19 protein-coding genes and 1 pseudogene are annotated in these 24,637 nt (G+C 51.2%); 6 read left to right on the top strand and 14 right to left on the bottom strand.

The annotated features are described in order from the left end of the window. Positions 1-198: 198 nt before the first annotated feature. The 11 genes from HY774_01920 to HY774_01970 form a co-directional block, all read right to left on the bottom strand. Positions 199-570, bottom strand: coding sequence for a cytochrome P460 family protein (locus HY774_01920; GenBank protein MBI4747215.1), 372 nt, complete (start codon positions 568-570; stop codon positions 199-201). 30 nt (positions 571-600) lie between these two features. Continuing rightward, positions 601-849, bottom strand: coding sequence for a hypothetical protein (locus HY774_01925; GenBank protein ID MBI4747216.1), 249 nt, complete (start codon positions 847-849; stop codon positions 601-603). Between the two features lie 129 nt (positions 850-978). Further along, positions 979-1,416: a cytochrome P460 family protein gene (locus HY774_01930; protein MBI4747217.1), complete on the bottom strand. Its 438-nt coding sequence runs from the start codon at positions 1,414-1,416 to the stop codon at positions 979-981. Positions 1,417-1,455: 39 nt separating this feature from the next. Continuing rightward, the gene (locus tag HY774_01935; GenBank protein ID MBI4747218.1) at positions 1,456-1,704 is read right to left on the bottom strand and encodes a hypothetical protein; all 249 of its coding nucleotides are present in this window, start codon (positions 1,702-1,704) and stop codon (positions 1,456-1,458) included. 9 nt (positions 1,705-1,713) lie between these two features. After that, entirely contained in the window at positions 1,714-3,093 is a 1,380-nt protein-coding gene (locus HY774_01940) for an NAD(P)-dependent oxidoreductase (GenBank protein ID MBI4747219.1), read from the bottom strand. A gap of 92 nt (positions 3,094-3,185) precedes the next feature. Beyond that, a complete protein-coding gene (locus HY774_01945; protein ID MBI4747220.1) occupies positions 3,186-3,986 on the bottom strand; it encodes a Uma2 family endonuclease in 801 nt (266 codons plus the stop codon). Positions 3,987-4,156: 170 nt separating this feature from the next. Further along, on the bottom strand, positions 4,157-5,029 hold the full coding sequence (locus HY774_01950) for an acyltransferase (GenBank protein MBI4747221.1): 873 nt from the start codon (positions 5,027-5,029) through the stop codon (positions 4,157-4,159). Between the two features lie 4 nt (positions 5,030-5,033). Further along, on the bottom strand, positions 5,034-6,530 hold the full coding sequence (locus HY774_01955) for an NCS1 family nucleobase:cation symporter-1 (GenBank protein MBI4747222.1): 1,497 nt from the start codon (positions 6,528-6,530) through the stop codon (positions 5,034-5,036). 129 nt (positions 6,531-6,659) lie between these two features. Beyond that, a complete protein-coding gene (locus HY774_01960; GenBank protein MBI4747223.1) occupies positions 6,660-7,682 on the bottom strand; it encodes an ankyrin repeat domain-containing protein in 1,023 nt (340 codons plus the stop codon). A gap of 517 nt (positions 7,683-8,199) precedes the next feature. Further along, positions 8,200-9,192 carry an EamA family transporter gene (locus HY774_01965; GenBank protein MBI4747224.1) on the bottom strand — a complete coding sequence of 331 codons (993 nt, stop codon included), beginning with the start codon at positions 9,190-9,192 and terminating at the stop codon, positions 8,200-8,202. A 26-nt stretch (positions 9,193-9,218) separates the two neighbouring features. Beyond that, entirely contained in the window at positions 9,219-9,668 is a 450-nt protein-coding gene (locus HY774_01970; protein ID MBI4747225.1) for an Lrp/AsnC family transcriptional regulator, read from the bottom strand. 393 nt (positions 9,669-10,061) lie between these two features. On the opposite strand from HY774_01970, the gene HY774_01975 reads away from it, so the two are divergent. The 6 genes from HY774_01975 to HY774_02000 all read left to right on the top strand — a co-directional run bounded on the left by HY774_01975 (position 10,062) and on the right by HY774_02000 (position 21,891). Then, positions 10,062-13,250, top strand: coding sequence for a tetratricopeptide repeat protein (locus HY774_01975; protein MBI4747226.1), 3,189 nt, complete (start codon positions 10,062-10,064; stop codon positions 13,248-13,250). A 250-nt stretch (positions 13,251-13,500) separates the two neighbouring features. Beyond that, a complete protein-coding gene (locus HY774_01980) occupies positions 13,501-16,866 on the top strand; it encodes a TonB-dependent receptor (GenBank protein MBI4747227.1) in 3,366 nt (1,121 codons plus the stop codon). Positions 16,867-17,358: 492 nt separating this feature from the next. Further along, entirely contained in the window at positions 17,359-17,841 is a 483-nt protein-coding gene (locus HY774_01985) for a hypothetical protein (GenBank protein ID MBI4747228.1), read from the top strand. 69 nt (positions 17,842-17,910) lie between these two features. After that, complete coding sequence (locus HY774_01990) at positions 17,911-18,087, top strand: hypothetical protein (protein ID MBI4747229.1); 177 nt, start codon at positions 17,911-17,913, stop codon at positions 18,085-18,087. Continuing rightward, a complete protein-coding gene (locus tag HY774_01995) occupies positions 18,087-20,084 on the top strand; it encodes a cation:proton antiporter (protein MBI4747230.1) in 1,998 nt (665 codons plus the stop codon). Before HY774_01990 ends, HY774_01995 begins: the two co-directional genes overlap by 1 nt. Positions 20,085-20,340: 256 nt before the next feature. Next, entirely contained in the window at positions 20,341-21,891 is a 1,551-nt protein-coding gene (locus HY774_02000; GenBank protein ID MBI4747231.1) for a serine hydrolase, read from the top strand. 129 nt (positions 21,892-22,020) lie between these two features. On the opposite strand, the pseudogene HY774_02005 reads toward HY774_02000, so the two are convergent. The 3 genes and pseudogenes from HY774_02005 to HY774_02015 all read right to left on the bottom strand — a co-directional run bounded on the left by HY774_02005 (position 22,021) and on the right by HY774_02015 (position 24,616). Further along, positions 22,021-22,152, bottom strand: a pseudogene (locus tag HY774_02005) (YHS domain-containing protein). Between the two features lie 193 nt (positions 22,153-22,345). Beyond that, a complete protein-coding gene (locus HY774_02010) occupies positions 22,346-23,419 on the bottom strand; it encodes a Glu/Leu/Phe/Val dehydrogenase (protein MBI4747232.1) in 1,074 nt (357 codons plus the stop codon). Positions 23,420-23,788: 369 nt separating this feature from the next. Then, positions 23,789-24,616, bottom strand: coding sequence for a ParB/RepB/Spo0J family partition protein (locus HY774_02015; protein ID MBI4747233.1), 828 nt, complete (start codon positions 24,614-24,616; stop codon positions 23,789-23,791). Between the last annotated feature and the right edge of the window lie 21 nt (positions 24,617-24,637).

Consider the following 24,637-nt stretch of genomic DNA (forward strand, 5'->3'; position numbering starts at 1 on the left):
ATAGACAAAACCGGAAAAATAACTTAAATGGCTGGATTTTGATGAGCAAGCCAGGCTTCATTCTGTCACCTTGGTGACCCATCCTGTTTGCACAAAATCTAGGCTTCGCAGGTTAAAACCGAAACCTCGCTGTAGTATTAGTGGTTAGAAATCAATGCTTTCGAAGAAGACCCAACCGCTAACCACTTTCTTCATTCTTCATTCTTTTGCTGTACCGGGGGCTTCTTTCTTCAACGATTTTTGGAAGTATTGACGAAACAGGAAGTCCTGTTTCTCCTGAGTTTTATGACATGCATAACACTCACCCTGCGTTTCACGACGGATGATGGTTGTACCCTGGCTGTTTAGCTCCAAAAACTCCCAATCCCCGCCATTTGGGTTAAACTTTGGCTCGCGTTTGACCATGGCCACCAGTAGTTCTGGGCTTTGGCTTTCTTTCGAGAGGAGCTTTTCCCGAACAATTATGGTACCAGGCAGTAACTGGGTACCGGCTTTTAAAGGGGCCAAACCGATGAAGTTGACGTAACCGTGCCCGTAACCTGATTCAGCTTCTTCACCACTGTTGTGTATGTTTCCGTCGGACCCGACGAAGTAGGTATCTCAGCCAGTTCGCCTGGCTTTTGGCACAAAGGTTGGTTCTTCAGTTAGCCGATACCAGTTTTTATAGGTCGCAAAACCAGGTCCTGGCTGAATGGGTACGTCCAAAATGAAAGTTTGCGCCTTTGCTGAAGATGCTGACCTGGATAAATCCAAAGCAACCAATCCAAAGTAGAGTCCAGCCAGTCCGATGACACAAAGCAACAAAGCAAGTACTCGTACTCTGTTGCCCCCAAATTTGTGTTGCAGCATACAAACCTCCGACGGACTGGTAAATTTGGTGGTTTCCCAGGTGAAGAATTGAAGTGGTTTTGGTTCTCAGTCCACAAAGTAGACCCCGACACGTTGGCCCGGTTTCTGCGCTCAAAACGGCTCATTTTCTCAATTCTTCATTCTTCCATCTTCGTCGTGGTTGATCAGTGACCTGGTTCGAGCCAGAAAACTGGTTTTTGACGGATCGGGTGTTCGCTTTTTGAAGGTCTCCAAAAAATACCGACCAAACAGAAAATCCTTTTGGTGCTGGCTTTTATGGCAATTATAGCATTGGTTATTTGCTTCACGGCGTTGGGCAGGTATTCCCTTCTTATCAAAAACCAGAAAATCCCAACCGACCACCCCAAATGAATCAAACTCTGGAGCATGTTTCACCATGGCAACTAGAAGCTCGGGATCGGTACTATCTTTGGTGGGGAGTTTCTCCCGAACGATTGTGGTTCCTGCCGGTACTGGAACGCCAGCCTTTAACGGCGCAAATCCGATTGGATTGATATACACATGCCCATAACTGGCACCAAAGATCTTTGCATTTTCCTCATTCATTTCAGGTTGGTTGTCATCACCGATGACAAAGGTCAAATTTCAGCCAGTGGGCATTGCCATTGGGGCATAGGTTGGTTCCTCAGTCAGCCGAAACCAGCGTTTGTATTCGTTCACTCGTGACTCTGAATGAATGGGTTCATCCAGAAGAAAACTTTGGGCGCTGACGGCTGGTGAAGGTTGGATTAAGTCCACCACACCGAGCAGAAAACAGGCTCCCAGGAGCCAGAACAAACACACCACCAACCGAACATTCTTTCCAATGACCTTCCACTGGCTGCCTTGTCGCATACAAACCTCCTATGCACCGGCAAATTTGACTTTTTCTCCTGATAAAAGTTCGTGGATTCCCTGGGCCGCGTGTTTTCCGGCCTGGGCCGCATCAACGGCTTCCCGGCCACCATTGACACAATCACCGCCAGCAAAATATTTCGGGTTGGCGGTTTGTTTTGTTTCTGGATTGACTTTGATTCGACCAAGTTCATCAAGTTCAATCCCAGGAATTTGACTTAAAAACGTCACCAGTTTTTGCTGTCCGAGGGCCTTTACCACCATATCGGCTTTGATTTCAAACTCAGTTCCGGGGATGAACTCAAATTTGCGACGGCCTTTTTCATCTGGTTCCCCAAGCTGAGTCCGGACACACAACACGGCTTTGACGCCCGTTCCATCGTCATTTGCCAGAATCTCAACTGGGGCCGTGTGCCAGCGAAATTCAATCGCGTCCTGCTTGGCCAGTTCATATTCGTAGCTATAGGCCGGCATCTCCCGTTCTGAACGGCGATAAATCATCAAAACCTCTTCGGCTCCGAGTCGTTTGGCCTGGGTTGCCGCATCCACTGCCGTGTTTCCAGCCCCAATCACCACCACCGTTTTTCCAATTGGGACGTGAGCCCACTCGCGGGTTTTAATGCGCTCAATGAAATCAAGCGCTTCATACACTCCCAGCAAGCCTTCGCCTGGAATGCTCAGCTTGATGGTTGAACCCAATCCAATACCCAAAAAAATTGCTCCATGGCGGCTTTCCAGGTCAGCGATTGAGATATCACGCCCAATTTCGGTATTGACCAGAATCTTGACACCTAACCGCTCAATCATCTGGACTTCTTCAAGCGAAACACGCTGGGTCATTTTGTATTCGGCCATGCCATAGGTGTCGAGTCCGCCAGGGAGTGCCCGGCGTTCATAGATCGTCACGTCATATCCCAGGCGGGCCAGATATGCGGCACAGGCAATCCCAGCCGGACCAGACCCGATAATTCCCACTGATTTTCCATTTGACTCACCTGCTTTGAAGAGGTCGCGTCCAATTTTCATGGCTGCATCAGTTGCATATCGCTGCAACCGACCAATCATAATCGGCTGGTGGGCCAGCGCATTTTCGACACAGGCCCCGACACAGAGGGCTTCAACCGGGCACACCCGCGCACAAGACGCGCCAATCGGATTAGCGTCAAAAATCGTTCGTGCCGATCCGATCAAATTCCCGGAAGCGATCTTTTTGATGAATTTCGGCACGTCAATATGGGTCGGACAGGCTCGGGTGCAAGGCGCATCAAAGCAAAACAGACAGCGATTGGATTCCAAAATCGCTTCGGCGTCCGACAAGGATGGTTCAAGTTCCCGAAAATTGTGTTCGATGGTTTGATGGTCGAGCAATGGGGTTGGGTGAGTGGACATGGACACTACTCCTCAATATTTTTCTTTCTGCGGTTTCGGATTGGGAAAGGCGGTCTTCTCAAAAATTAAAGACCCAAGGATGATACAAGGAATTACAGTTGATCAGGGTCAATTCCCATTTCTCGGAGTCGAGCAGCCAGTAGTTCGAGTCGTTGCAGAGCCTGCTCTTTTTCAATTCGTTCAGCCTCGGCACGCTGGGATTCAGCTTCGGCACGCTGGGATTCAGCTTCGGCACGCTGGGATTCAGCTTCGGCACGCTGGGATTCAGCTTCAGCCTGTTTTTGGGCTTGTTTACGAAGGATTTCCAAATCGGCAAATGTCAAGAATGGCTCACCGTCAGGTCGGAATAATCGAAACATATTCTCTCCAGTTTCAAATCGAATCCCCAACCGGGGGCTGACCCAACCGTTTAATTCAGGAATTAACTCAAATCTTGCTTCTTTCCGGATCCAACCGCTGGCGTCTTCCCGGTCAGGGTCATAGAGGTAATATTCCTCAACGCCGTGCTCTTCATAAAATAGCTTTTTGCGCTCCATTTCGGAGAGCCGGTTTCCTGGAGAGCGAATTTCAAAAACCACCTGCGGGGCAATTCCGCCTTCTTTCCACTGCTGGTATGACCCTCGGTCACCTTTAGGCCGCCCAAACACCACCATGGCATCTGGTGCCTGGCGAATATCGCGCTTGCCCTCAACCGGGTACCACAACAAATCACCGGCAATAAAGACGTTTGGATCATCAAGATAGAGCAGTTCCAGGTTTTCCTTGATAATCACAATCCAACGGAATTGTTTGGTGTTATCGGCCATTGGCTTCCCGTCGCATTCTGGATAAAAAATTTCCGGTTTGGCTTCAGTTGGGTTAAGTAATTGGGGTTGTTCGATCACGGCTGCCATAACTCACCTCCGGCTGCCTTGAAAAATGGCCAGCGTCAATATGATGAAAGAGTTGATTCAAAAAAGAATAGGGAAAACTAAGTATAAATTTCTTAAACAAAATTACAAAGTGAATTCCAGAAAACTGAGGGCTGAAAAGACCAAGGCTGGTCTTTTCAGCCCTGGTTTTCTCAGCCCTGCACGATAGCCCCATACGAATCAGGCCGCCGGTCGCGGAAAAACTGCCACGTATTGCGGACCTGACGGATCATATCCAGATCGAGATCAGCCACGACCAGAGCATCCTGGTCTCGTGGTCCAGTCGCCAGAAACTGCCCGCGCGGGTCGCAGAAATAACTCTGGCCATAAAATTCGCCGATGTTCCACGGGGCTTCGGTTCCAACGCGGTTGATGGCACCGATGAAATACCCATTGGCCACCGCATGGGCGGGTTGTTCGAGTTTCCACAAGTATTCTGACAGCCCGGCCACAGTTGCCGATGGATTAAAGACGATCTCGGCGCCGTTCAAACCAAGGATGCGGGCCCCCTCGGGGAAATGCCGGTCATAACAAATATAGACCCCAATCCGGGCAAAAGCAGTTTCAAACGTCGGGTAGCCCATGTTTCCAGGTCGAAAGTAGAACTTTTCCCAGAAACCTGGTGCGACGTGCGGAATATGATTTTTGCGATATTTGCCAAGGTATTTTCCGTCGGCATCAATCACCGCCGCGGTGTTGTAGTAAATCCCGGTGATTTCCTCTTCATAAATCGGCACCACCAGGACCATCCCGTGTTGTTTGGCGACATCCTGCATCAGGCGCACGGTTGGGCCATCCGGGATTTTCTCAACCGCTTCGTACCAGCGGGTCTGTTGTTCGGCACAAAAGTAGGGAGTGGTAAATACTTCCTGAAAACACAGAATCTTAACGCCCTGTTTGGCGGCGTCTTCGACCAGTGCCAGGTTCTTTTCGATGTTTAACCGCTTGATTTCCTCAATCGGTGCCTCGGTTGAACCGGCATTGGTCGTCTGAATGAGACCACATTTGATGATGCGGGATGACATAGATTTAGGACTCCTTGATGAGACTTGGGTGATTTCGCATGAAGATAAAATAAAGCACAAATCCAATCGCAAACGTGACAAACCAGGCATAGGTGTAGAGCGTGTCCAGCATACCAGGGTTCGCTACCTGGCCCCCCGGTGTGGCGGCAGCGCGCAAAAATCCAGGAACAACCGGTATCACTGCAACCACAAAACTGATTAACGCATACCAGTTAAACCCCCCGGTGTAGCTGTACCGCCCCTTCTCGTTAAACAACTCAGCCAGTGACAGCCGCTGACGCCGGAGCACCCAGTAATCACAAATCATAATACCGGCAATGGCCCCCATCAGACCAGAATACCCGATCAACCATGTGAAAATATATGCCCCCATTGATCCAAGCAATTTCCAGGGCATCATCATCACACCCATCACGGCTGTAATGATTCCGCCCATCACATAGGAAATCCGCTTTGGATTCAGGTTTGAAAAATCATTGGATGGGGAAACCACATTGGCCGCCATATTGGTCGTTAACTGGGCTGCAAAAATGATAATTGTGGCAAACAAAATGACCCACAGGCTGTTAAATCGTGAGACCAGTTCGACCGGATCGGGAATTGGTTTTCCAAAGATCAAAAGTGTGGCGCTGGTGACGGTGACGCCGATGAAGGCAAACGCGGTCATCGTCAACGGGAGTCCCAACGCCTGCCCCATCATTTGGGACCGCTGGGATTTGGCATAGCGCGTGAAATCGGGAATATTCAAACTCAGCGTGGCCCAGTATCCAACCGAAGCTGTCAACGCACCTGGAAAAATTGTCCAAAACGCATTCTGTTGTTTTTGAAGCGCGCTTGATTCCTCCAAAACTCTGCCCAATCCCCCTGCCCGTGATGAAGCCCACCACAGCAGCACGGCGCCACCAAAAAGCAACAGTGGTGCCGACCAGGTTTCAAGGTATTTGATCCCTTCAATACCTTTTAAAATGATAAAGACCTCAATACCCCAGAACAGGAAAAAAGCAATCCAGGTGTGGAATGCGACCCCGAGTACTCCACTTCCTCCAAAAAGCTGTCCCCAACTGCCGGACATGGCTGAAAAAAGTGAATCCAGCGCCGCTCCCCCAATCCAGGTCTGAATTCCAAACCAGCCACAAGCCACAATCGCACGTGCCATGGCCGCTACGTTGGCGCCTTTGGTGCCAAATGACGCCCGACACAAAACCGGAAACGAAATTCCGTACTTGGTGCCGGCATGGGCATTTAACACCATTGGAATCAACACGATGGTATTCCCAAGCAAAATGGTGATCATTGCCTGCCACCAGTTCATCCCGGCTTCGATAAATCCACCCGCCAGCGTGTAGGTGGTAATCACCACGCTCATGCCAATCCACAAGGCGGCAATATTCCAGGTTGACCAGGTTCGCTCTTTGATCGTGGTTGGGGCCAGGTCCGGATTCCAGAGCGAACTGGCGGAAACGTCCGTGGTGAGTTCTTCAAAATCGTGATGGTGGGGCATAGAGAAAACCTGACAAGGTGACAAGGTGACAAGGTGACCAGATGACCAGGTGACCAGGTGACGGAAGGGCGCTGTTGCTTTGAACTGCGCCCCCTTACTGAAAACTTGCAATCCTGACGGCTTGACTGCTTATTGGCCGACGATTTCGTTGGGATGAAACCCGGCCCGGCGGGCTTCTTCCTGGAGTGCAAACCAGTCGGCATCAATTTGATTGAGTTGTTCTTGATAACTTTGCAGACGCTGGGTCAGGATTTCCTGCTCGCTCGGCCCCTGTTGAATGATATACCAGCCCGTTGGGCGGTTTGGGTCCGGCGTGGTTTTTGATTGGGGATAAGACGCTCCCCATTCGCCCCGTTGATACCGAGACAGGCGCTCCTGGGTTTGAGCCATTTGGGTTCTGAGCGATTGCGCTCGCTGGGTTAAGGCCCGGGCACGTTGCTTGAACATCAATTTTTGAAAAGCTTTTTCCTGTTCTTCCGACCGTGGTCCCGATGAAGGATACCCACCATATCCGTCAGAGTTCATTCCCGGCCCCATTGGAGGATACCCATACATCCCTGGTGGCATTCCGGGTCCCATCGGAGGATAGCCATACATTCCCGGCGGCATTCCCCCAGGAGGCATGCCAGGTGGCATCCCTGGTGGCATTTCAGGCCCACCAGCCATTCGGGGATCCATCGGATTTGGCGGTTTGGGTTTTTCAGTCGAATGCTCTTTGGCTCCGCTTGGAAAATCATCATTCGTCAGGACAGTTCTCTGAGGCCGTGAATTGACTGAATAGGCAATAATTTCTTTGGGTTGGTCAGCAAGCACTTTCACCACGTCGGCAAACCCAGCAAATCCCGCGTGGTTGAGTGCCGTAAACCCTTCTGAATCAGTCAGGGTTTTATCAGCGCCCCGAGCCAGTAACAATTTGACCATTTCAAGATTTCCAGCCGCCGCCGCCAGCATCAGCGCCGTTTGCCCTTGCCCATTTTTGGCATTGACGTTTGTGCCCCGTTTGATGAGCGCTTCAAGTTCGGAAAGATTGCGATTCGCCACAAGTTGAAAAATATCTTTTTGGCCCACCGTCGTTTTCGCCCCCTGCTTTTGTGCCAGCACCGGCATAACACAGAGACAAAACGCCAGGAGGGTGGCAATTTTCAAAAACATACAACCCCCATCTCCAGGCACCAGGCACCTGGATGCATCAAATAGTTTGGAGTATTTCGGGGAACATCCGAAGTGAAGTCTTGTGGCTGGTACTTTTTACACTAAAAGGAAGGCTGGGAAAAAGAAAAAAATAGCAAAATGGTGAAATAGTAGGGTAGTGAAGTAGCGAAATAGTGAAGTAGCGAGATAGCGAGATAGCGAGATAGTGAAGTAGCGAAGTAGTGAAGTAGCGAAATAGTGAGATAGTGAAGTAGCGAGATAGCGAGATAGCGAAGTAGTGAGGAGTTACTCAAGAGTGAGGCAGGAAATTGTTCAAGGTTGAACAATAATTTATCTCTTTTTTTTCCAAAGATTTACAGGGAACAGATTGCATACCTGCCCGGCTCAATTCGAGCAGTGTTATTGATTCTCATTGCCTTTGGATTGACTCCCCATTTGTGAGCCCTATTTCGCGACTTCACTATCTCACGACTTCGCTATCTCGCTATCTCGCTATCTCGCTATCTCGCTATTAAAGTCAGTGATCTTCCACCAGACCGTAAAACCCAAGACTGGGCTCGGAACGGCTGGGCTCGTTCTCGATGTTTGTTTTCCCGATTGGAGTGGGGTTGTTTTGAAACAGAGTGATGAAGGCCACGCCAGCCAGAATGACGGCTGAGGCAATCAGCGTGCGACCAGTGATGATTTCTCCGGCCAGGGCCCAGCCGAGGGCGACGGCCACCACCGGATTCACATAGGCATAGGTGGCAACTTGCCCAGGTGCGCACACCCGGAGCAGCCAGGTATAAGTCGAAAAGGCCACCACCGAACCAAAGGAAATCAGGTACCCGACGGAAATCAACGATTTTGTTGAAATCTGGTCCAGATGAACCTGTCGCCACTCTCCGGTCAGGGTTCCAGTTAGTAACAGCAACCCACCACCCGTGAGCATCGTCATCGCCGTTGCCAGCGTTGGGGAAGCTGGTAAGTCAGCTTTTCTTGAGTAGAGTGAACCAATCGCCCACGCAATTGTGGCCGCCGTGACAGCCAGAATTCCGCCGAGGTGGATGCCGTGCCCGCTGGCAAGCTGGGACGGTTCAATCAAAATCACCATGCCAATCAAACCAGCCAGCAAACCAAAGATGACCCCACGGCTGGGGCGATTTCCCTGTGGTTGGAGCCACTCAAACAGAACAATCCACAATGGCTCGGTCGCAACCAGGAGGGCAGCCAATCCTGAGGAAATAAACTGCTCTGACCAGACGACGCCTCCGTTGCCAACCAGGAGGAGCAACGCGCCAATGATTGTGGCTGAGCGCCAGTGGGCAAGCGTCAATCGTTCCCGATTTCGCCACATGGACCAGCCAAACAGCAGTCCTCCCGCAATCAGGAAGCGAACGCCAGCCATCACAAACGGTGGAAGTGTTTCAATGGCAAAGCGATTGGCTAAATAGGTCGAGCCCCAAATCAAATAGATGGCGGCAAACGCCACAACCAGTTTCCACCGAGCTACCTTCGTAAAGAGTTGCATGCCGATAAACCTCCTTCACATGCAGGTCAGATCGGCATTTCAGTTGACTCCTTGAGGGTTTCCAAAACGATGGTGGTGCGCGTGGTGAGCACCGAAGGAATCGTGCCGATCTGGGTTCGAATAATCTTGCCTAACGATTCAGTATCCGCGGCCCGGATTTTGACCAGATAACAGTCTTCTCCGGCGGTGTCGTGGACTTCGAGCACCCCTGGAATCTGGGCGAGCAACTTTCCGGTAGCAATGTCGTTGACCCGGTCGTTGCTGCGCACCGCAACAAAAGCCAGCAAACCCAACCCCAACGCTTTCGGGTTGATCTCGGCGCGATAGCCCTGAATCACCCCGCGTTCTTCGAGTTTGCGAATCCGCTCTAAAATCCCCGATGGCGCCATGCCAAGTTGTCGGGCAATCTCGGCATTTGAAGTTCGCGCTTCTTTTTGAAGAATCGTCAGTATTTTACTATCAATTTCATCAATCATACTTAAAAATAGGCATATTAAAGAACAATCATCTCATAAAACGATATTTTAGAGAATAAAGTTCTCTTGTCAACCCTTCCTTTCTGAAAAATAGCCAGGTGGTGGTTGCGGTGCGAACCTTTTCGAATTGAAAATATCCAGGCACAATAGCTGAAGAAACCTTCGTCTGACACTGTAATTTCCGCACCCCTTCAACGTCTCAAACTCCTGAAGCTCAATCGTTTTCCCCATGTGCCAGGATCTGGCGCTTATGGAGGTCAGAAATTAGGGTTTTCGAAGCCTGGTTCAAAGCAACGGCGCCTTTCCATTCTTTTCGTCCTTCTTGTCCTTCTTGTCCTTTGATTTCCCTAAACCCCGCAACCCTGAACCCAAATCCCACCGGAGATTTCCCCTATGCCAGGCTGGCTCTCACGTTCCATCGGTCTGTTTTTTATTGGGTTGCTGCTCGTGGCTGGTGGTGCTCACCACTCACCAGTTCAATCCCAATCGCAGTCTGCGGCTTATGATTTTCAAAACCCGACCCAGCGTGAGATGAGAGGTGGTGAAACTCACACCTACACCTTCAAGCTCAAGGCAAATGAGTTGATGAGGTTGGTGATCGAACAACGTGGCATTGATGTTGTCCTGCGCTGGCTTGGACCGGATGGAACGGTGTTGGACGAAGTTGACAGCCCCACTGGAATACAGGGACCCGAGACACTTATCACCTTCGCTGACCAGGCCGGGACCTACCATCTGAACGTGGTCTCACCAAACCAGGCCGCTGCTGCTGGGAGCTATGAACTCAAAGTTGAGGAATTTGAAGCCGCTTCCCAACAGGGACGATTTCGCTATGAAGCCACCAAATTGAACAATCAACTGACGCATCTTTTCCAGGCTGGAAAATATGATGAAGCTTTGCAACTTGCCCCACAGGCCATCGAAGAGTGCGAAAAATTCTTAGGTGCCGATCATTATACCGTGGGAGACAGCCTCAACACTCTGGCCGAACTGTACCGAATCAAAAGCGATTATGCGAAAGCCGAACCCTTGTACCAGCGGTCGCTCCTGATTATGGAAAAATCCCTGGGGCCCGATCATCCGAATGTCGCCAAAACAATGAACAATTTGGCAGTCCTGTATCAGGCCAGGGGCGATTTTCTTCGAGCTGAAGCCCTGTATCAGCAATCACTTGGAATTTATGAAAAAGCCCTGGGGCCCGATCACACCTGGGTGGCCAGTATCTTGAACAGCCTCGCGGTGTTATATCGAACCAGGGGTGATTATGACCGACCAGAGCTGCTCTATCAGCGATGCCTTGCCATCAAAGAGAAAGCGCTTGGCCCAGACCATCCAGAAATTGCGATTGCCCTTTCCAACTGGGCGTATTTCTATTATTTCAAAGGAGATTTCGTCAAAGCAGAGCCTTTCTTCCAACGGTCGCTGGCGATTTCAGAGAAAGTCTTTGGCCCAGATCACCCAGATGTTGCAGCCAGCCTCAATGGCCTGGCGCTGGTGTTTCGTGCCAAGGGTGACTATGCCCAGGCCGAATCGCTTGCCCGGCGGTCTCTGGTGATTCGGGAAAAAGCCCTTGGCCGGGATCACCCCGAAGTGGCCCAAAGTCTCAATAATCTGGCCTTGATTGTCACGGCCAGAGGTGAAACGTCCACGGTTGAGCCGCTTTTCCAACGGGCGGTTGAGATTTACACCAAAACACAGGGACCACATAGCACCACCGTCGCGTCCAGTCTTGCCAACCTGGCCCAGTTTTATGAAACCAAAGACGATTACGCCACCGCCGAACCACTCTTGAAACGGACGCTTGAAATTCGTGAAAAAGCATTTGGTCCAAACCACCCGGCAGTGGCAGAGGCACTGTTTCATCTGGCGGCTCTGTACCAGGCAAAAGGCGACATTTCCCAGGCCATTCTCTATCAGTCCCGAAGTAATGAAGTCAGCGAGCGTGATTTGATGCGCAATCTGGTATCGGGATCTGAACGGCAGAAGTTGCTCTACCTGAATCAGACCGCAACCATCACTGAGCGAACCCTATCACTCAATATGCAAGCAGCACCTCAGAACCTTGAGGCCCGCCAGGTTGCTCTGACGGTTCTCTTGCGTCGCAAAGGACGGGCACTCGATGCGCTAACTCAAGCTATCGAAACCTTGCGTCAGAAGCAGGATCCGGAAACCCAGAACCTGCTCGATGACTATGCACGCCTGACCAGTCAAATTTCGGTTCTTACCTTACGCGGTCCCGGAAAACAAAAACCAGAAGACCATCTGGCCTACTTGCAGTCTCTGGAAGAACAAAAAGAAAAACTGGAAGCCGCTATCAGCCGTCGCAGCAAGGAATTTCAAGCCCAAACCATTCCTGTCACACTTGAAGGCGTTCAAAAGCTCATCCCGGCCCAGGCCGTCCTGCTCGAATATGCCGTGTATCGGCCCTATGACACCAAAGTCAATCGCTTTGGTCCTGCGCGTTATGTGGTGTATTCGCTTGATCAACAGGGAAAAATCAATGTCGCTGACCTCGGGGAAGTCCAACACATTGACGAAAGCGTGGCGAAACTGCGTCAGCTTTTGAGCAATTCCAGGTCAGATCTTGAAAATGAACTCAAACCGGCTGCCCAGGACCTGAATCAGTTGGTTCTCAAACCAATTCGGTCTCTCATCGGAAATGCCCGCCAGTTGCTTATCTCACCTGATGGTGGGTTGAGTTTGATTCCCTTTGCGGCTCTGGTAGATGAAACCGGATCGTTTCTACTTGAACAATACCAGCTCACATATTTAACCAGCGGGCGTGATTTGCTTCGGCTGGCGGTGAAAGTTGAGAGTCATCATTCCCCGGTCATTCTGGCTGACCCGGATTACTCCACCGGCAAAGGGCCAGTTCTGGCTGGGAAACAATATAAGCCGCTTTCCCGACTCATTGGAACGAAAGTTGAAGGACAATCCCTAAAAAGTCTCTTTCCCAAAGCTGATCTCAAAATGCAGGCTCAAGCCTCTAAACCAGCACTGAAAGAAGTAAAGCGACCTGAAATCCTGCACATTGCCACCCACGGGCGTTTTCTGGAAGATAAACCCCAACCTCAACTCCCTCAGATGGCACAACGCTCGCTGGTACCGGTTGAACCACAAGGAAATGCCGAACAACTCAAGCTGGAGAATCCGCTCCTGCGCTCCTGGCTGTTTTTTGCCGGTGCCAATTGCAGCGATGCTGGCGAAACTGACAGCACGTTGACGGCCCTCGAAGCCGCCCAACTCGATTTGTGGGGCACAAAACTGGTCGTCCTCTCGGCTTGTGAAACCGGTGTCGGCGAAGCCAAAACCGGTGATGGTGTGTATGGCCTTCGTCGGGCGCTGGTTCTGGCCGGCAGCGAATCCCAAATGATGAGCCTGTGGTCAGTTTCAGACCGGGCTACAGGGGAATTGATGGTTGAGTATTACACCCGACTCAAAGCTGGCGAAGGCCGCGGCGATGCTCTCCGCAACGTCCAGCTCAAGATGCTCAACGACCCCAAACGGCGTCATCCGTTCTACTGGGCGTCATTTATCCAGTCCGGGGAATGGGCCAATTTAGCTGGGGTGAGGAAGAAATAGGGTTCAGGGTTCGGGGTTCCAGGTTCCGGGTTTTCGAAGCACGGTTCAAAGCAATTCCGTCTTTCCCTTCTTTTCGTCTTTTTCGTCCTTTTTGTCCTTTGATTTCCCCGAACCCTGAACCCCGAACCCTGAACCCTGAACCCCAACTTGTCCACAACTCTGGCACTTTGATTCAAAGACAGGCTATGCTGTCGGTGCATCCTCTGATTTCCGCCAAATTCAGAATCATTCAGTACCGAGGCACTTCCCTATGCTCAGATTTGTTGCAATCTGTCTGGTTGTGGGCCTTTATCTGGTCTGGCCTTCGTTTGGGTTTGTTTCTGATTCGGTTGTTGCTCAATCCACCTATGGATCATTTGTGGGAACGGTTTCTGATGAAACCGGGGCCCGAATTGGCGGTGCAAAAGTCGAAATCACCAACGAGCAAACAGGACTCACGCGAACTGTTGATACCGATGCGGATGGTAATCTTTTGATTATCAATCTGGATGCTGGCCTCTATGAAATAACTGTTTCGGCCCCATACTTTAAGACCTTGCGTTGGCCTGCTGTTCAGTTACTGGCTCGCCAAACTATCAGATTTGATTTTATTTTGAGTACTTCAGATGATTGTATATTTATTGATGTCCCTGGTACACCGACAACCACCGACTCTCCAACCATTTCAGATTCCAAATCCGGTCGCGAAATCAACGAACTCGCCCTCAATTTCCGGGCGACGAACAACACCAGCCCGATTGTCGTGGCCACGCTGGCGCCGGGTGTGCAACAGGACCGTGACGGCAACATCAGCATTGCCGGGAGTTTGCCCTACATGACGTCGGTTTCAATTGATGGAATTTCCACGCTCAACAGCCGGTTCAATGGCCCGGTCAGGGATTTGTTTCCGTCGGTTGAAAGCATCGCGGAATTTAAAGTCAGTTCGTTTAATAACAATGCCGAATTTGGTCAGGTGACCGACCTCACCACCACTTCACGAAGCGGACAAAACGAATTTCACGGTTCGGCCTTTTGGTTTCATCAAAATCGGGCGTTGAATGCCACCGACCCGTTTGCTCCGAGCGACCCGGCCCGACCTGGAAAACGACTCAAACCGGCACTGGTGGCCAATAGTTTCGGCGGAAATGTGAATGGGCCAATTTCAATTCCGAATTTTTACGATGGACGCAACCGTTCATTTTTCTTCTTCAATTATGAGGGCGTCCGGCGTCCAAATCAGACATTACTTTCAGAAATCGTGCCGCCAGATGCCTTTCGAACCGGCGACCTGTTGAGCATTTCCTCCCCGTTGATCAATCCTTTTTCGGGCCAACCCTTTGCCCGCAATCAGGTTCCGGTCAACCCAACATCAGCCAAAATTTTGGAATTGCTCTACCCTCGTCAGAATCAAGCCACGGGAACCGCGATTCAGCCCAATTTTGTCGCCAACGTCCCCGGCGCCTACGGCGTGAACGGCTTTGATGTGCGCGGCGACCATGCTTTCAGCGAACGCAAAACCGTGTTTGCCCGCTATAGCCACAAAAATGTCACCGACACCGGCACGGACGGCACCGGAAGCTACAACCTTCAAAACGGGACGTTTTCGCGCATCACCGAAGTTCGGAACCTGGCGGGTTCGTTCAACTGGATTTTCACTCCCAATGTGCTCAATGAATTTCGGGCTGGATTGTCACGGTCAACGTTTCGAACCACCTACCCGCTGGCGGCTGATGGCGGAGACCTGATTCAATCCCTTGGCCTGACGGGACTTCCACCGACACCCGCTTCAGGAGGCATTCCAAATTTCAACTTCACCGACGGCACCTTTATTTCAACCAGCCCAGGTCGTCCGCGCACGATTTCAAATCGAACCATCCAGCTTGCCGATAATCTCTCGTGGGTCAAAGGCCGCCACACCCTGAAATTCGGTGTGGATTACCAGTACCTTGAATTTTCAGATATTTTGACCTTTTTCAATGGCGATGAATTTGGCGAATACAACTTCACCGGGCAGTTTACCGGAAACGCCTTTGGTGATTTTCTGCTTGGGCTGCCGGCTTCAACGACCTATGCCCAGAACGGGCCCGACGGGAACCCCTTTACCCACAACATTTCCTTTTTTGTCCAGGATGAAATCAGAATGACGCCAAAGCTGACTGTCAATCTGGGCCTGCGCTACGAACTGCACCTGCCGTTCAAAGACAAAACCAACCAGCTTGCCAACTTTGACCGCTTTTTTCCTGGCGGACGGGTCGTGGTCCAAAATCGAACTGGCCTGGGCCTGGTGGCGCAATCGTTCAAAGATGCGATTGGCAACACGCCGATTGTGGTTTCAAGCGACGCGGGTTTCCCCGAAGCACTCCGGGAAACGGATAAAAACAACTTCAATCCACGGATTGGGCTGGCTTATCGTCCACTTGAAAATACCAAAACGGTGGTTCGTGGCGGGTTTGGTATTTACACGGTAACGGTGCTTGGTTCGGTGCTGTATTCGATGCTTGGGGTGGCGACCAGCAATGCCCCGGTGTTTTCAAACGCGATTGTGAATGGAACCCCAGTGCTGCAATTCCCTGATGTTTTCCCAACGGGTCAGGTCAGTGGCGGCGGGCTGCCGGATTATCGCCGGGCCAATCAGGTTGATTTCAAAGACCCATATGCCATGCAGTGGAGTCTAACGGTTGAACAAGAACTCACCGGCTGGACTGGACTGAGACTTTCCTACACCGGCCAGCGCACAATCAATCTGGTGCATAGCCCTGATTTAAATCAGGTTACACCCAACAGGCTGGGTTATGATCGTGTGCGCGACACGCGGCCATTTCGAAATTTCAACGCCGTGCTGACCCGCGACAACGGCCCGAGTGCTACCTATCACGCGTTTACGGCGGAAGTTTCGCGCAAACTCCATCGCGGCTTCAGTTTCCAGAATTCCTATACCTGGGCCAAAAATTTGTCGAATGCACTCGGCCCGGCGCCAACCGTGTTTTCAGCCGAAAATGGACCGACGACACTCAACTATTTCGACATTGGCGCTGATTATGGAAATGTGCCGTTTACCCGACGACACCGGTTTCTGAGCACGTTTTTGTGGGAATTGCCCTTTGGCACTGGCCGGGCGTATGCCAGAGATTTGAAACCCTTTCTCAACGCGCTGGTCAGTGGCTGGCAATTATCAGGCATTACCCTGTTTCAATCTGGAGCGTTTTTAACGCCAACCTTTAGCGGGACGGATCCTTCTGGAACGGGTGTTCTGGTGCGGGGGGTGACCACAACCCAGCGACCAGACCGGATTGGAAATGGCAACCTTTCAAACCCAACCCGTGAGCAATACTTCGACCCGAAGGCGTTTATCATTCCCGGCAACAACATCGGGCGGTTTGGAAATTCGGGTGTTGGAATCCTGGAAGGCCCTGGAACCAAAGTCTTTTCGCTCTCAGTGGCCAAAAAATTCAATCTGACGGAACGGGTATTTGTGCGCTACGAAGCCACGATTTCCAACCTGTTAAATCACACCAACCTCGACATTCCATCATCGCTCAATGTCTCATCACCCAGTTTTGGGCGAATTACTTCGACCCAAAGCGTTGACCTGGCTGGACCAAGAACAGTACAAATGTCACTCCGGGTTGGGTTTTAGGTTGATCGGGTTCAGGGTTCGGGGTTCGGGGTTCGGGGTTCGGGGTTCGGGGTTCGGGGTTCGGGGTTCGGGGTTTCGAACTTTGGTCCTAATTTACAGGCCGTAACGACCTGCCTCGAATCAACCACCGCTACGCAGCGAAAACCAGGATAAAATGACAGGGTGACAAGGTGATTTCTTTCACCCCCTCATCCTTTCGAAGAACCCGGAACCCCGAACCCCGAACCTTGTCATTACCCAAATTTTTTTGACTTGCCTCTAAACCTCAGCAAATTTAAAGAGTTACTGAAATTGTTTTTCGGCTATTGTCTGAGTTGACCACTGATTATCCTGAAAATCCCAGAACCCAGAATCAACAACTTACAAAAAATCCCAGAACCCAGAATCAACAACTTACAAAGGCAATTGAGGCCCAATTTTAGAGAGCAGAAAAAATTTGGGTAATGACAAGAACCCGGAACCCGGAACCCCACACAAAAGGAGGGCACGCCGATGCTGACAAGCTTTTGCTATCGAATCATTTGCGGCGTCGCCTTCTGCCTGCTTGGCCTCAGTGTCGGCGTTGCTGCGTACCCACCACAGGCAGGTTTTTCTACTCAGGCTCAACCCACGCCAGGTTGGTTGGGGTCAACACCGCCTGCCTTGCAGTTGGTGAAAAATTTCCGTCAACCCACTCTTCAACGGTCACACTCCCCATCAACCAGTGCCCATTGGCTGGCAACACCTGATGCAGGAACGATCTCGACGACATCTTCAAGTCAAACCATTCCCAATGTTGTTGACGTGCGAGTGTCCCCGACCTGCGATCAGTCTTCGGCCTCACCTCAGACCAAAACCATCGGCACCATTCCGGCACCAGCCTTCACGGTTGTAGTGAAAACGCTCAACCTGTTGTTGGTGAGTTCTTCATCGTCCAAATACCAGCTTCTTCTTTTCGGAAGTTCATCTGCCCCCCGAGCACCACCCTGCCAGTAGTTCACACTGCATCTCTTGAAAAGCGGCGTCAAGCCGCCGCACTCCAAAAGTGTCTGAGAGGACTGGTGTATGAATTTTTATTTTCTGGTCTGGCTGCTCAATACCCTTCTTGAACGACCTCCGCTTCGTCAGACACTCCAATCCTGCTCGGCTTGTGGCCGGACGGCACTTTATCCCAAAGATCGAAACCACACCTACGTCTGCCGTCATTGCCACTTTGTCTTTAAAGGAAAGGAAAAACGCTGATGCCTCATGAACTGCCCTTGATTCGCGATTTGCTGGTGTTGTTAACCTCTTCGATTGTGGTTTCTTTGATCTGTTTTCGCATTCGAGTCCCGATGCTGATTGGCTTTATGTTGACCGGAATTCTGATCGGACCGCACAGCCTCGGGTTGATCCGGGATGTTCACGCCGTTGAGATTCTGGCCGAAATCGGCGTGGTGTTGCTGCTTTTCACCGTCGGTCTCGAATTTTCCCTGAAGTCGCTGTTTGAAATGCGCAAGATCGTTTTGAATGGTGGCGGGCTCCAGGTCGTGGCCACGACGGTAGTGGTCACCGCCATTTTCTGGTTTGCCGGCAAACCGTTGAATCAAGGCATTTTTTATGGATTTTTATGCACGCTGTCGAGCACTGCGCTGGTATTAAAAACGTATGCGGACCGGGCTGAAACAGACACGCCTCACGGACGCATCGGCCTTGGCGTGCTGCTGTTTCAGGATTTGTGCGTGGTGCCGATGATGCTCCTGGTGCCGATTCTCAGCGGAAAAGAAAGTGCCTCGGTTGTCAACCTGGGCCTGCGACTTGGGAGCGCCGTGTTGACGGTGGTGGTGATCATTCTGGCCGGCCAGTACCTGATTCCAAAAGCGTTGTTTCAAATCGTCAAACTCCGCAGCCGCGAAGTCTTCGTCGGGTTTGTGGTTCTCATCAGCCTTGGAACGGCGTGGGTTACGTCGCAAGTCGGTCTGTCGCTGGCACTTGGATCATTTCTGGCCGGGCTGGTTCTGGCAGATTCGGAATACAGCCATCAGATTGTGGCCGATATTTTGCCGTTTCGGGATGTGTTTAACAGTATTTTCTTTGTTTCGGTCGGAATGCTGCTTTCCATCGCGGCCCTGATGGCAAATCTTGGTGTGGTGCTGGTGGTTGCCGTTGGACTCGTGATCATCAAGCTGGTGCTGGTCGGGTTGGTCACCCTCTCCCTTGGAAAACCATTGCGGGTGGCGCTGGTGGCTGGTTTGGGGCTGGCTCAGATCGGAGAATTTTCATTTATCCTCGCCAAATCCGGACTGGAACAGCACCTGATGAGCGAAACTGGCTATCAGGTATTTCTGGCCGCTTCAATTTTGACGCTGATTGCCACTCCGTTTTTAATCCAGGCAGCGCCCAAAGCGGGGTTCTGGCTTCAAAAACTGGTTTCAGGAGGTGAGCCTCCAGCAGCGGATGAAGGCGAATCCAACGGGAAAGCCGGCGTGTCAGGACACGTTGTGATTGTCGGGTATGGCCTGAACGGGAAAAACCTTTCGCGTGTGCTGCGCAAGGTTGGAGTGGAATACACCATTCTTGAACTCAACCCCGATACCGTTCGCAAATGTCGCGACCACGGAGAGCCAATCCATTATGGAGACAGCACCCAACGCGAAGTGCTGCATTCCGTCAAGGTCGAAGACGCCCGCGTGCTGGTGATTGCAATTTCCGACCCGGTAGCCACCCGGCGAACCGTTGCGATTGCCCGTGAAATGAATCAGCATCTGCATATCATTGTCCGCACCCGGTTTATGCTCGAACTCCAGCCGTTGTACCAGCTTGGGGCAGATCAGGTCATTCCCGAAGAGTTTGAAACCAGCATCGAAATTTTCTCCCGAGTCCTGGCCAAATATGGCATTGCCGATCTGATGATCCATAAAGAAGCGGCTGAAATTCGGCAGGAAGGGTACAGGTTGCTCCGCGAACCTGCTGACGCCCCCCGGCAATTAAGTCAAATTGCCTCGATTCTGAGCCAGACTTCGACCGTGATGTATCAACTCCCTGAAAAAACGTCAGTTGGGGGAAAAACCATTGGCCAGCTTCACCTTCGGAAAAAGACCGGCGCGAGCGTGATTGCAACCCTGCGCAATAATTTCACAACGGTCAATCCAGGCCCAGAGTACGCCTTTGCCGGAGGCGATATCGTGGTGCTGCTTGGTTCACCAGCCAGCATCGAACAAGCAATTGATTTGATTGAATCCAGTTCAAAAAAGAAGTGAGCGTTCCACCTGGAGACGGTTTGAGATTTTTGTTCAGAGTTCCGCCTTCAGGCGGTTTAAGATTCTTGTTTAGAGTTCCGCCTTCAGGCGGTTTCAAAGTCCTTACATTGTGCTGAAGGACGATGGAACCGCCTGAAGGCGGAACTCTAAACTTTTTGAACTCCGAACTTTTTGTCTGGTGAAATGCCGCATCTCAAACTATCCTCGGGTCACCGATTCGCACATATCAACTCTTTTATGATGGAGTACTGGCTGCATGAAATCGCTTCGTGTGAGGACCTTTCTCTTTCTTTTTGCGCTCCTGTTTCTGATTTCCGTTCCCCTTCAGGCTCAGACCGCCGACCCGCGACTGACCGAAATTGACGCCTATATCGCCAAAGCCGCTCAGGATTGGAATGTTCCGGGCTGTGCCGTGGCCATTGTCAAAGATGACAAAGTCGTTTGGGCCAAAGGCTATGGCGTTCGAAAAATGGGTGAATCAACTCCGGTTGACGACCACACCTTGTTTGCCATTGCTTCAAATTCAAAAGCTTTTACCGCTGCCACCCTGGCCATTCTGGTGGACGAAGGCAAGGTCAAATGGGATGACCCGGTGACGAAATATCTGCCCTGGTTTCAGATGTATACCCCCTATGTCACCCACGAAATGACGGTTCGGGACCTGCTCTGTCATCGGAGTGGTCTGGCGACATTTAGCGGTGATTTGCTGTGGTATGAAACAACTTACACCAGCGAGGAAATTCTGCGCCGGGTGCGCTATCTCAAACCAACCTCAAGTTTTCGGAGTCAGTTTGGCTACCAGAACAATATGTTTATTGCCGCTGGTGAAATTGTTCGAGTGGTGACCGGTAAAAGCTGGAGCGAATTTGTCACAGAACGGATTCTGGCCCCACTTGGAATGACCTCGACCACAACCACCGTCACCGCCTTCAAACCCGGCGACAACATTGCCGCCCCGCACAATGAGCTAGACGGAGCAATGCGTGTGATTCGCTATTCCAACGTTGACAGTGGTGCGGCGGCAGCCGGGCTCAACTCCTGCGTGGCGGATATGGCTGAGTGGCTCAGACTGCAACTGGGTCGTGGAAAATATCAGGGCAAAGTCATTTTCAGCGCCAAAAATTCTCGTGAAATGTGGACGGCGCACACCCTTCAACCCATCAGTGAGGTGGCTGAGAAACTCAATCCAACCCAACATTTCAGTGCTTATGGTCTTGGGTGGTCGCTCAACGACTATCAGGGCCGCAAAGTCATTTCGCATGGTGGTGGACTTGATGGGATGATCTCGCGCACGGCCATGATTCCAGAAGAAAATCTTGGGCTGGTGGTTCTGACCAACAGCGAAACATCATTGGCAACCATTGTTTCCAACAAAATTTTCGATGTGTTTTTGGGTGCTCCCCAGCGTGACTGGAGTGCTGAATTCCTGGAGCTGACCCGGAGACGCAAAGAAGTCGAAAAACTGGAAACCCAGCACATCGAAGCCTCCCGCATTCCCAATACTCAGCCGTCGCTTCCCCTGGCCAAATATGCTGGGAAATATTCGGGGCCGCTCTATGGTAATGCCACCATCACGGAAGAAAACGGCCAACTGGTGCTTCGGCTCATTCCAGCGCCAAATTTTGTCGGAGATTTGGAACACTGGCACCTGGATACCTTCCGCCTGAAATGGCGGCCCAGTGTCAGCTATCCGTTTCCAAAGGGATTGGTGACTTTCACCATCAATGCCAGTGGAAAGCCAACTGAACTCAAGATTGATTGTCCGAACCCGGATTTTGATTTTGGGGAGTTGGAATTGAGGCGATAGCGAAAGAGCGAAGTAGTGAAGTAGTGAAGTAGTGAAGTAGTGAAGTAGTGAAGTAGTGAAGTAGTGAAGTAGTGAAGTAGTGAAGTAGTGAAGTAGTGAAGTAGTGAAGTAGTGAAGTAGTGAAGTATTGACGTATTTTTCAGGGTTTTTGTCAAATTTTGGCTTACAGCCGGGGCAGCAGAAATAATACTTTTTGCCTTTGTACTCGCTAAAGGCAGCCGATGCCGTGTCCAGGACTTCTTCCTTCATCACCGGGCACATCACGACTTCTTCTTTTTCTTGTTTGGGTTCGGGTTTGGTCTGGTCCTGAGCAAAAGCCGGAACTGAAAAAGACAGGGTCAGGGTTGCCACAGCGGCGAGCGTTAACTTTCGAAACATGGTTGGTTCTCCTGAAAAATAGGAATGAAAAGATGAAAAGCGTTAATTATTCTCATCTTAGCCCATCTGCGCCAGCCTAATTTCCAGGAACGGAGCGAGCTTTTTTCGGCGGTGTGGCTTTGGCGAGCGCAATCCGCTGTTCAGCCAGTCGGTCAGCCGCTTTGTACGTCGGAATGTTTTCACGTTCCGCGTACTCAAACACTTCAAGCACCGTCTGGTAAATGGCTTCGACTTTGGAACGGGCAAAATCAGGCGTCCAACCGACCAGATCCACGCTGCCACTGAGAATTCCTCCGGCATTCACGACATAATCGGGAGCGTACAAAATCCCCCGATCTTCCAGTTCATCACCGCTTTGAGCGTCCAAAAGCTGGTTGTTGGCGGCACCGGCGACGATTTCAACCTTCAACTGCGGAATGGTTTCTGGATTAATCACCGCGCCTAAGGCACAGGGAACAAAGATATCGGCCTCAACTGAAAAAATATCGGCTGGGTCAACTGCCTGGAAATCCAGTTCGGTCACAACACGTTTGACTCGATTTTGACTCACATCTGTCACAATCAGGCTGGCGCCAGCCTGGTGGAGTTGCCGGGCCAGATGATGGCCGACATTGCCAAGTCCCTGGAGCGCGATCCGCCGTCCAGCCAGATCATCACTTCCCCAGCGATATTTGGCCGCTGCCTGGATTCCCCGAAAGACACCGCGAGCGGTCCAGGGAGACGGATCTCCGTTACGGCTTGCCAATCCAGCGACATGGCGGGTTTCCCGATGAATCAATTCCATATCCGCCGGACTGGTGCCGACATCTTCCGCCGTGATGTACCTCCCGCCCAGCCCGTCAATGAAGCGCCCATGGGCCCGGAACAAGACTTCACGGTCGGTGCGGCGATTGTCTCCGATCAAAACTGACTTTCCACCACCAAGCTGTAAACCGGCCATGGCGTTTTTATAAGTCATCCCACGTGCCAGCCGGAGGGCATCAATCGTGGCGTCTTCCTCGGTTTCATAATTCCAAAATCTGGTCCCGCCGACGGCGGGGCCAAGGGCTGTGCTATGAATGGCAATAATCGCTTTATATCCAATGGTTGAATCTTGAGCAAACACTAGCTGCTCGTGGCTAAATTCTTCCAACTGTTGAAATAGCTTCATATACACCTCCTGGCTGACAAGATTTATAACCATCAAATGAAATGAAATAGGTGACGGCTCGTGCAGGGTAACATTTCTTGTGATACCCGAAAAGTTGAGATACCTATCCTATACACGCCCCAACCAGAAAAATAAAGCAAATTTTTTGCGCAGAAAAAAGCAGCCAAAAGTCAAACGTTCCGCCTTCAGGCGGCTCCAGCACCCGTTTAGACCAAAGCTGGGATACTAAACCCGCCTGAAGGCGGAACGCTTGACACTGCCCGGTTGTTTGAAGACAAACCAATCCCTGGAATTTATTTGAAATACAGCATTTAGATCATTGTTCAACCTTGAACATTTTCTAAATCAGAGGATTTCTCACACATTCACCTATTCACTTGCCTGGCGCTTTGCTTCAACCAGAGCCAGTTCCAGAGCAGATATGATCTCTGGCAACGATGCTTCACGTTTGCGGTATTTGACTTCAACCTGAAACGAAGCCCCAGCCTGGGTTTGCGAGAACCGAAATTGATTTGGTTTTACCTTCGCGGATGGCCGACGTTTCGAGACTTCGGCTGATTGCTCTTTGGGGTTAAATTTCTCCAGAAAAGCCAGCCGGGCTGCCAGCGTTGGCAAATCAAGTAGCCTGGCAAGCGTGTTGCGGGTCACTTGTGGAATGGTTAAACACAGGTCAAGGATTTCAGCTTCCAATCCGGCTGGTCGAATCAATCGCGCCAATGTCGAGCGCTGAAACCCGACCAGTTGGGCCGCTTCGTCCTGAGTGGCGCATTGTTCGACAATCCGGGCCAGTGCCTGAACTTCCTCGACGGGATGTAAATCGGCTCGCTGAAGGTTTTCGACCAGCGCCAGTAGTCCGGTATCAGTCGTCTGACTTCCACCACGCAGCACCATCGGCACCCGGCTCAGATTCAACTCCTGGGCGGCCCGCCACCGGCGTTCACCGGCAATTAAGGTGTACGTTCCGTCCGAGGCTTCCTGGCCAATGAGTGGCTCTAAAATGCCATGCTCGCGAATACTGGCGGCCAGTTCGGCAATTGTTTCAGGGTCAAATATTTTTCGCGGCTGGTGCGGATTTGGACGAATGTGCGAGGTTTCGACGTGCAACAACACATCACCGCTCTGGCTGGCGACAGATTGATAGGCAAGGTTGGTCATCAATTGCTTCGGTAATCGAACCGGAGGTTTCTTTTTGCTCATACAGGTTTAGGGCTGAGGGTT

The organism is Acidobacteriota bacterium (assembly GCA_016208495.1).
Classification (GTDB): Bacteria; Acidobacteriota; Blastocatellia; order Chloracidobacteriales; family Chloracidobacteriaceae; genus JACQXX01.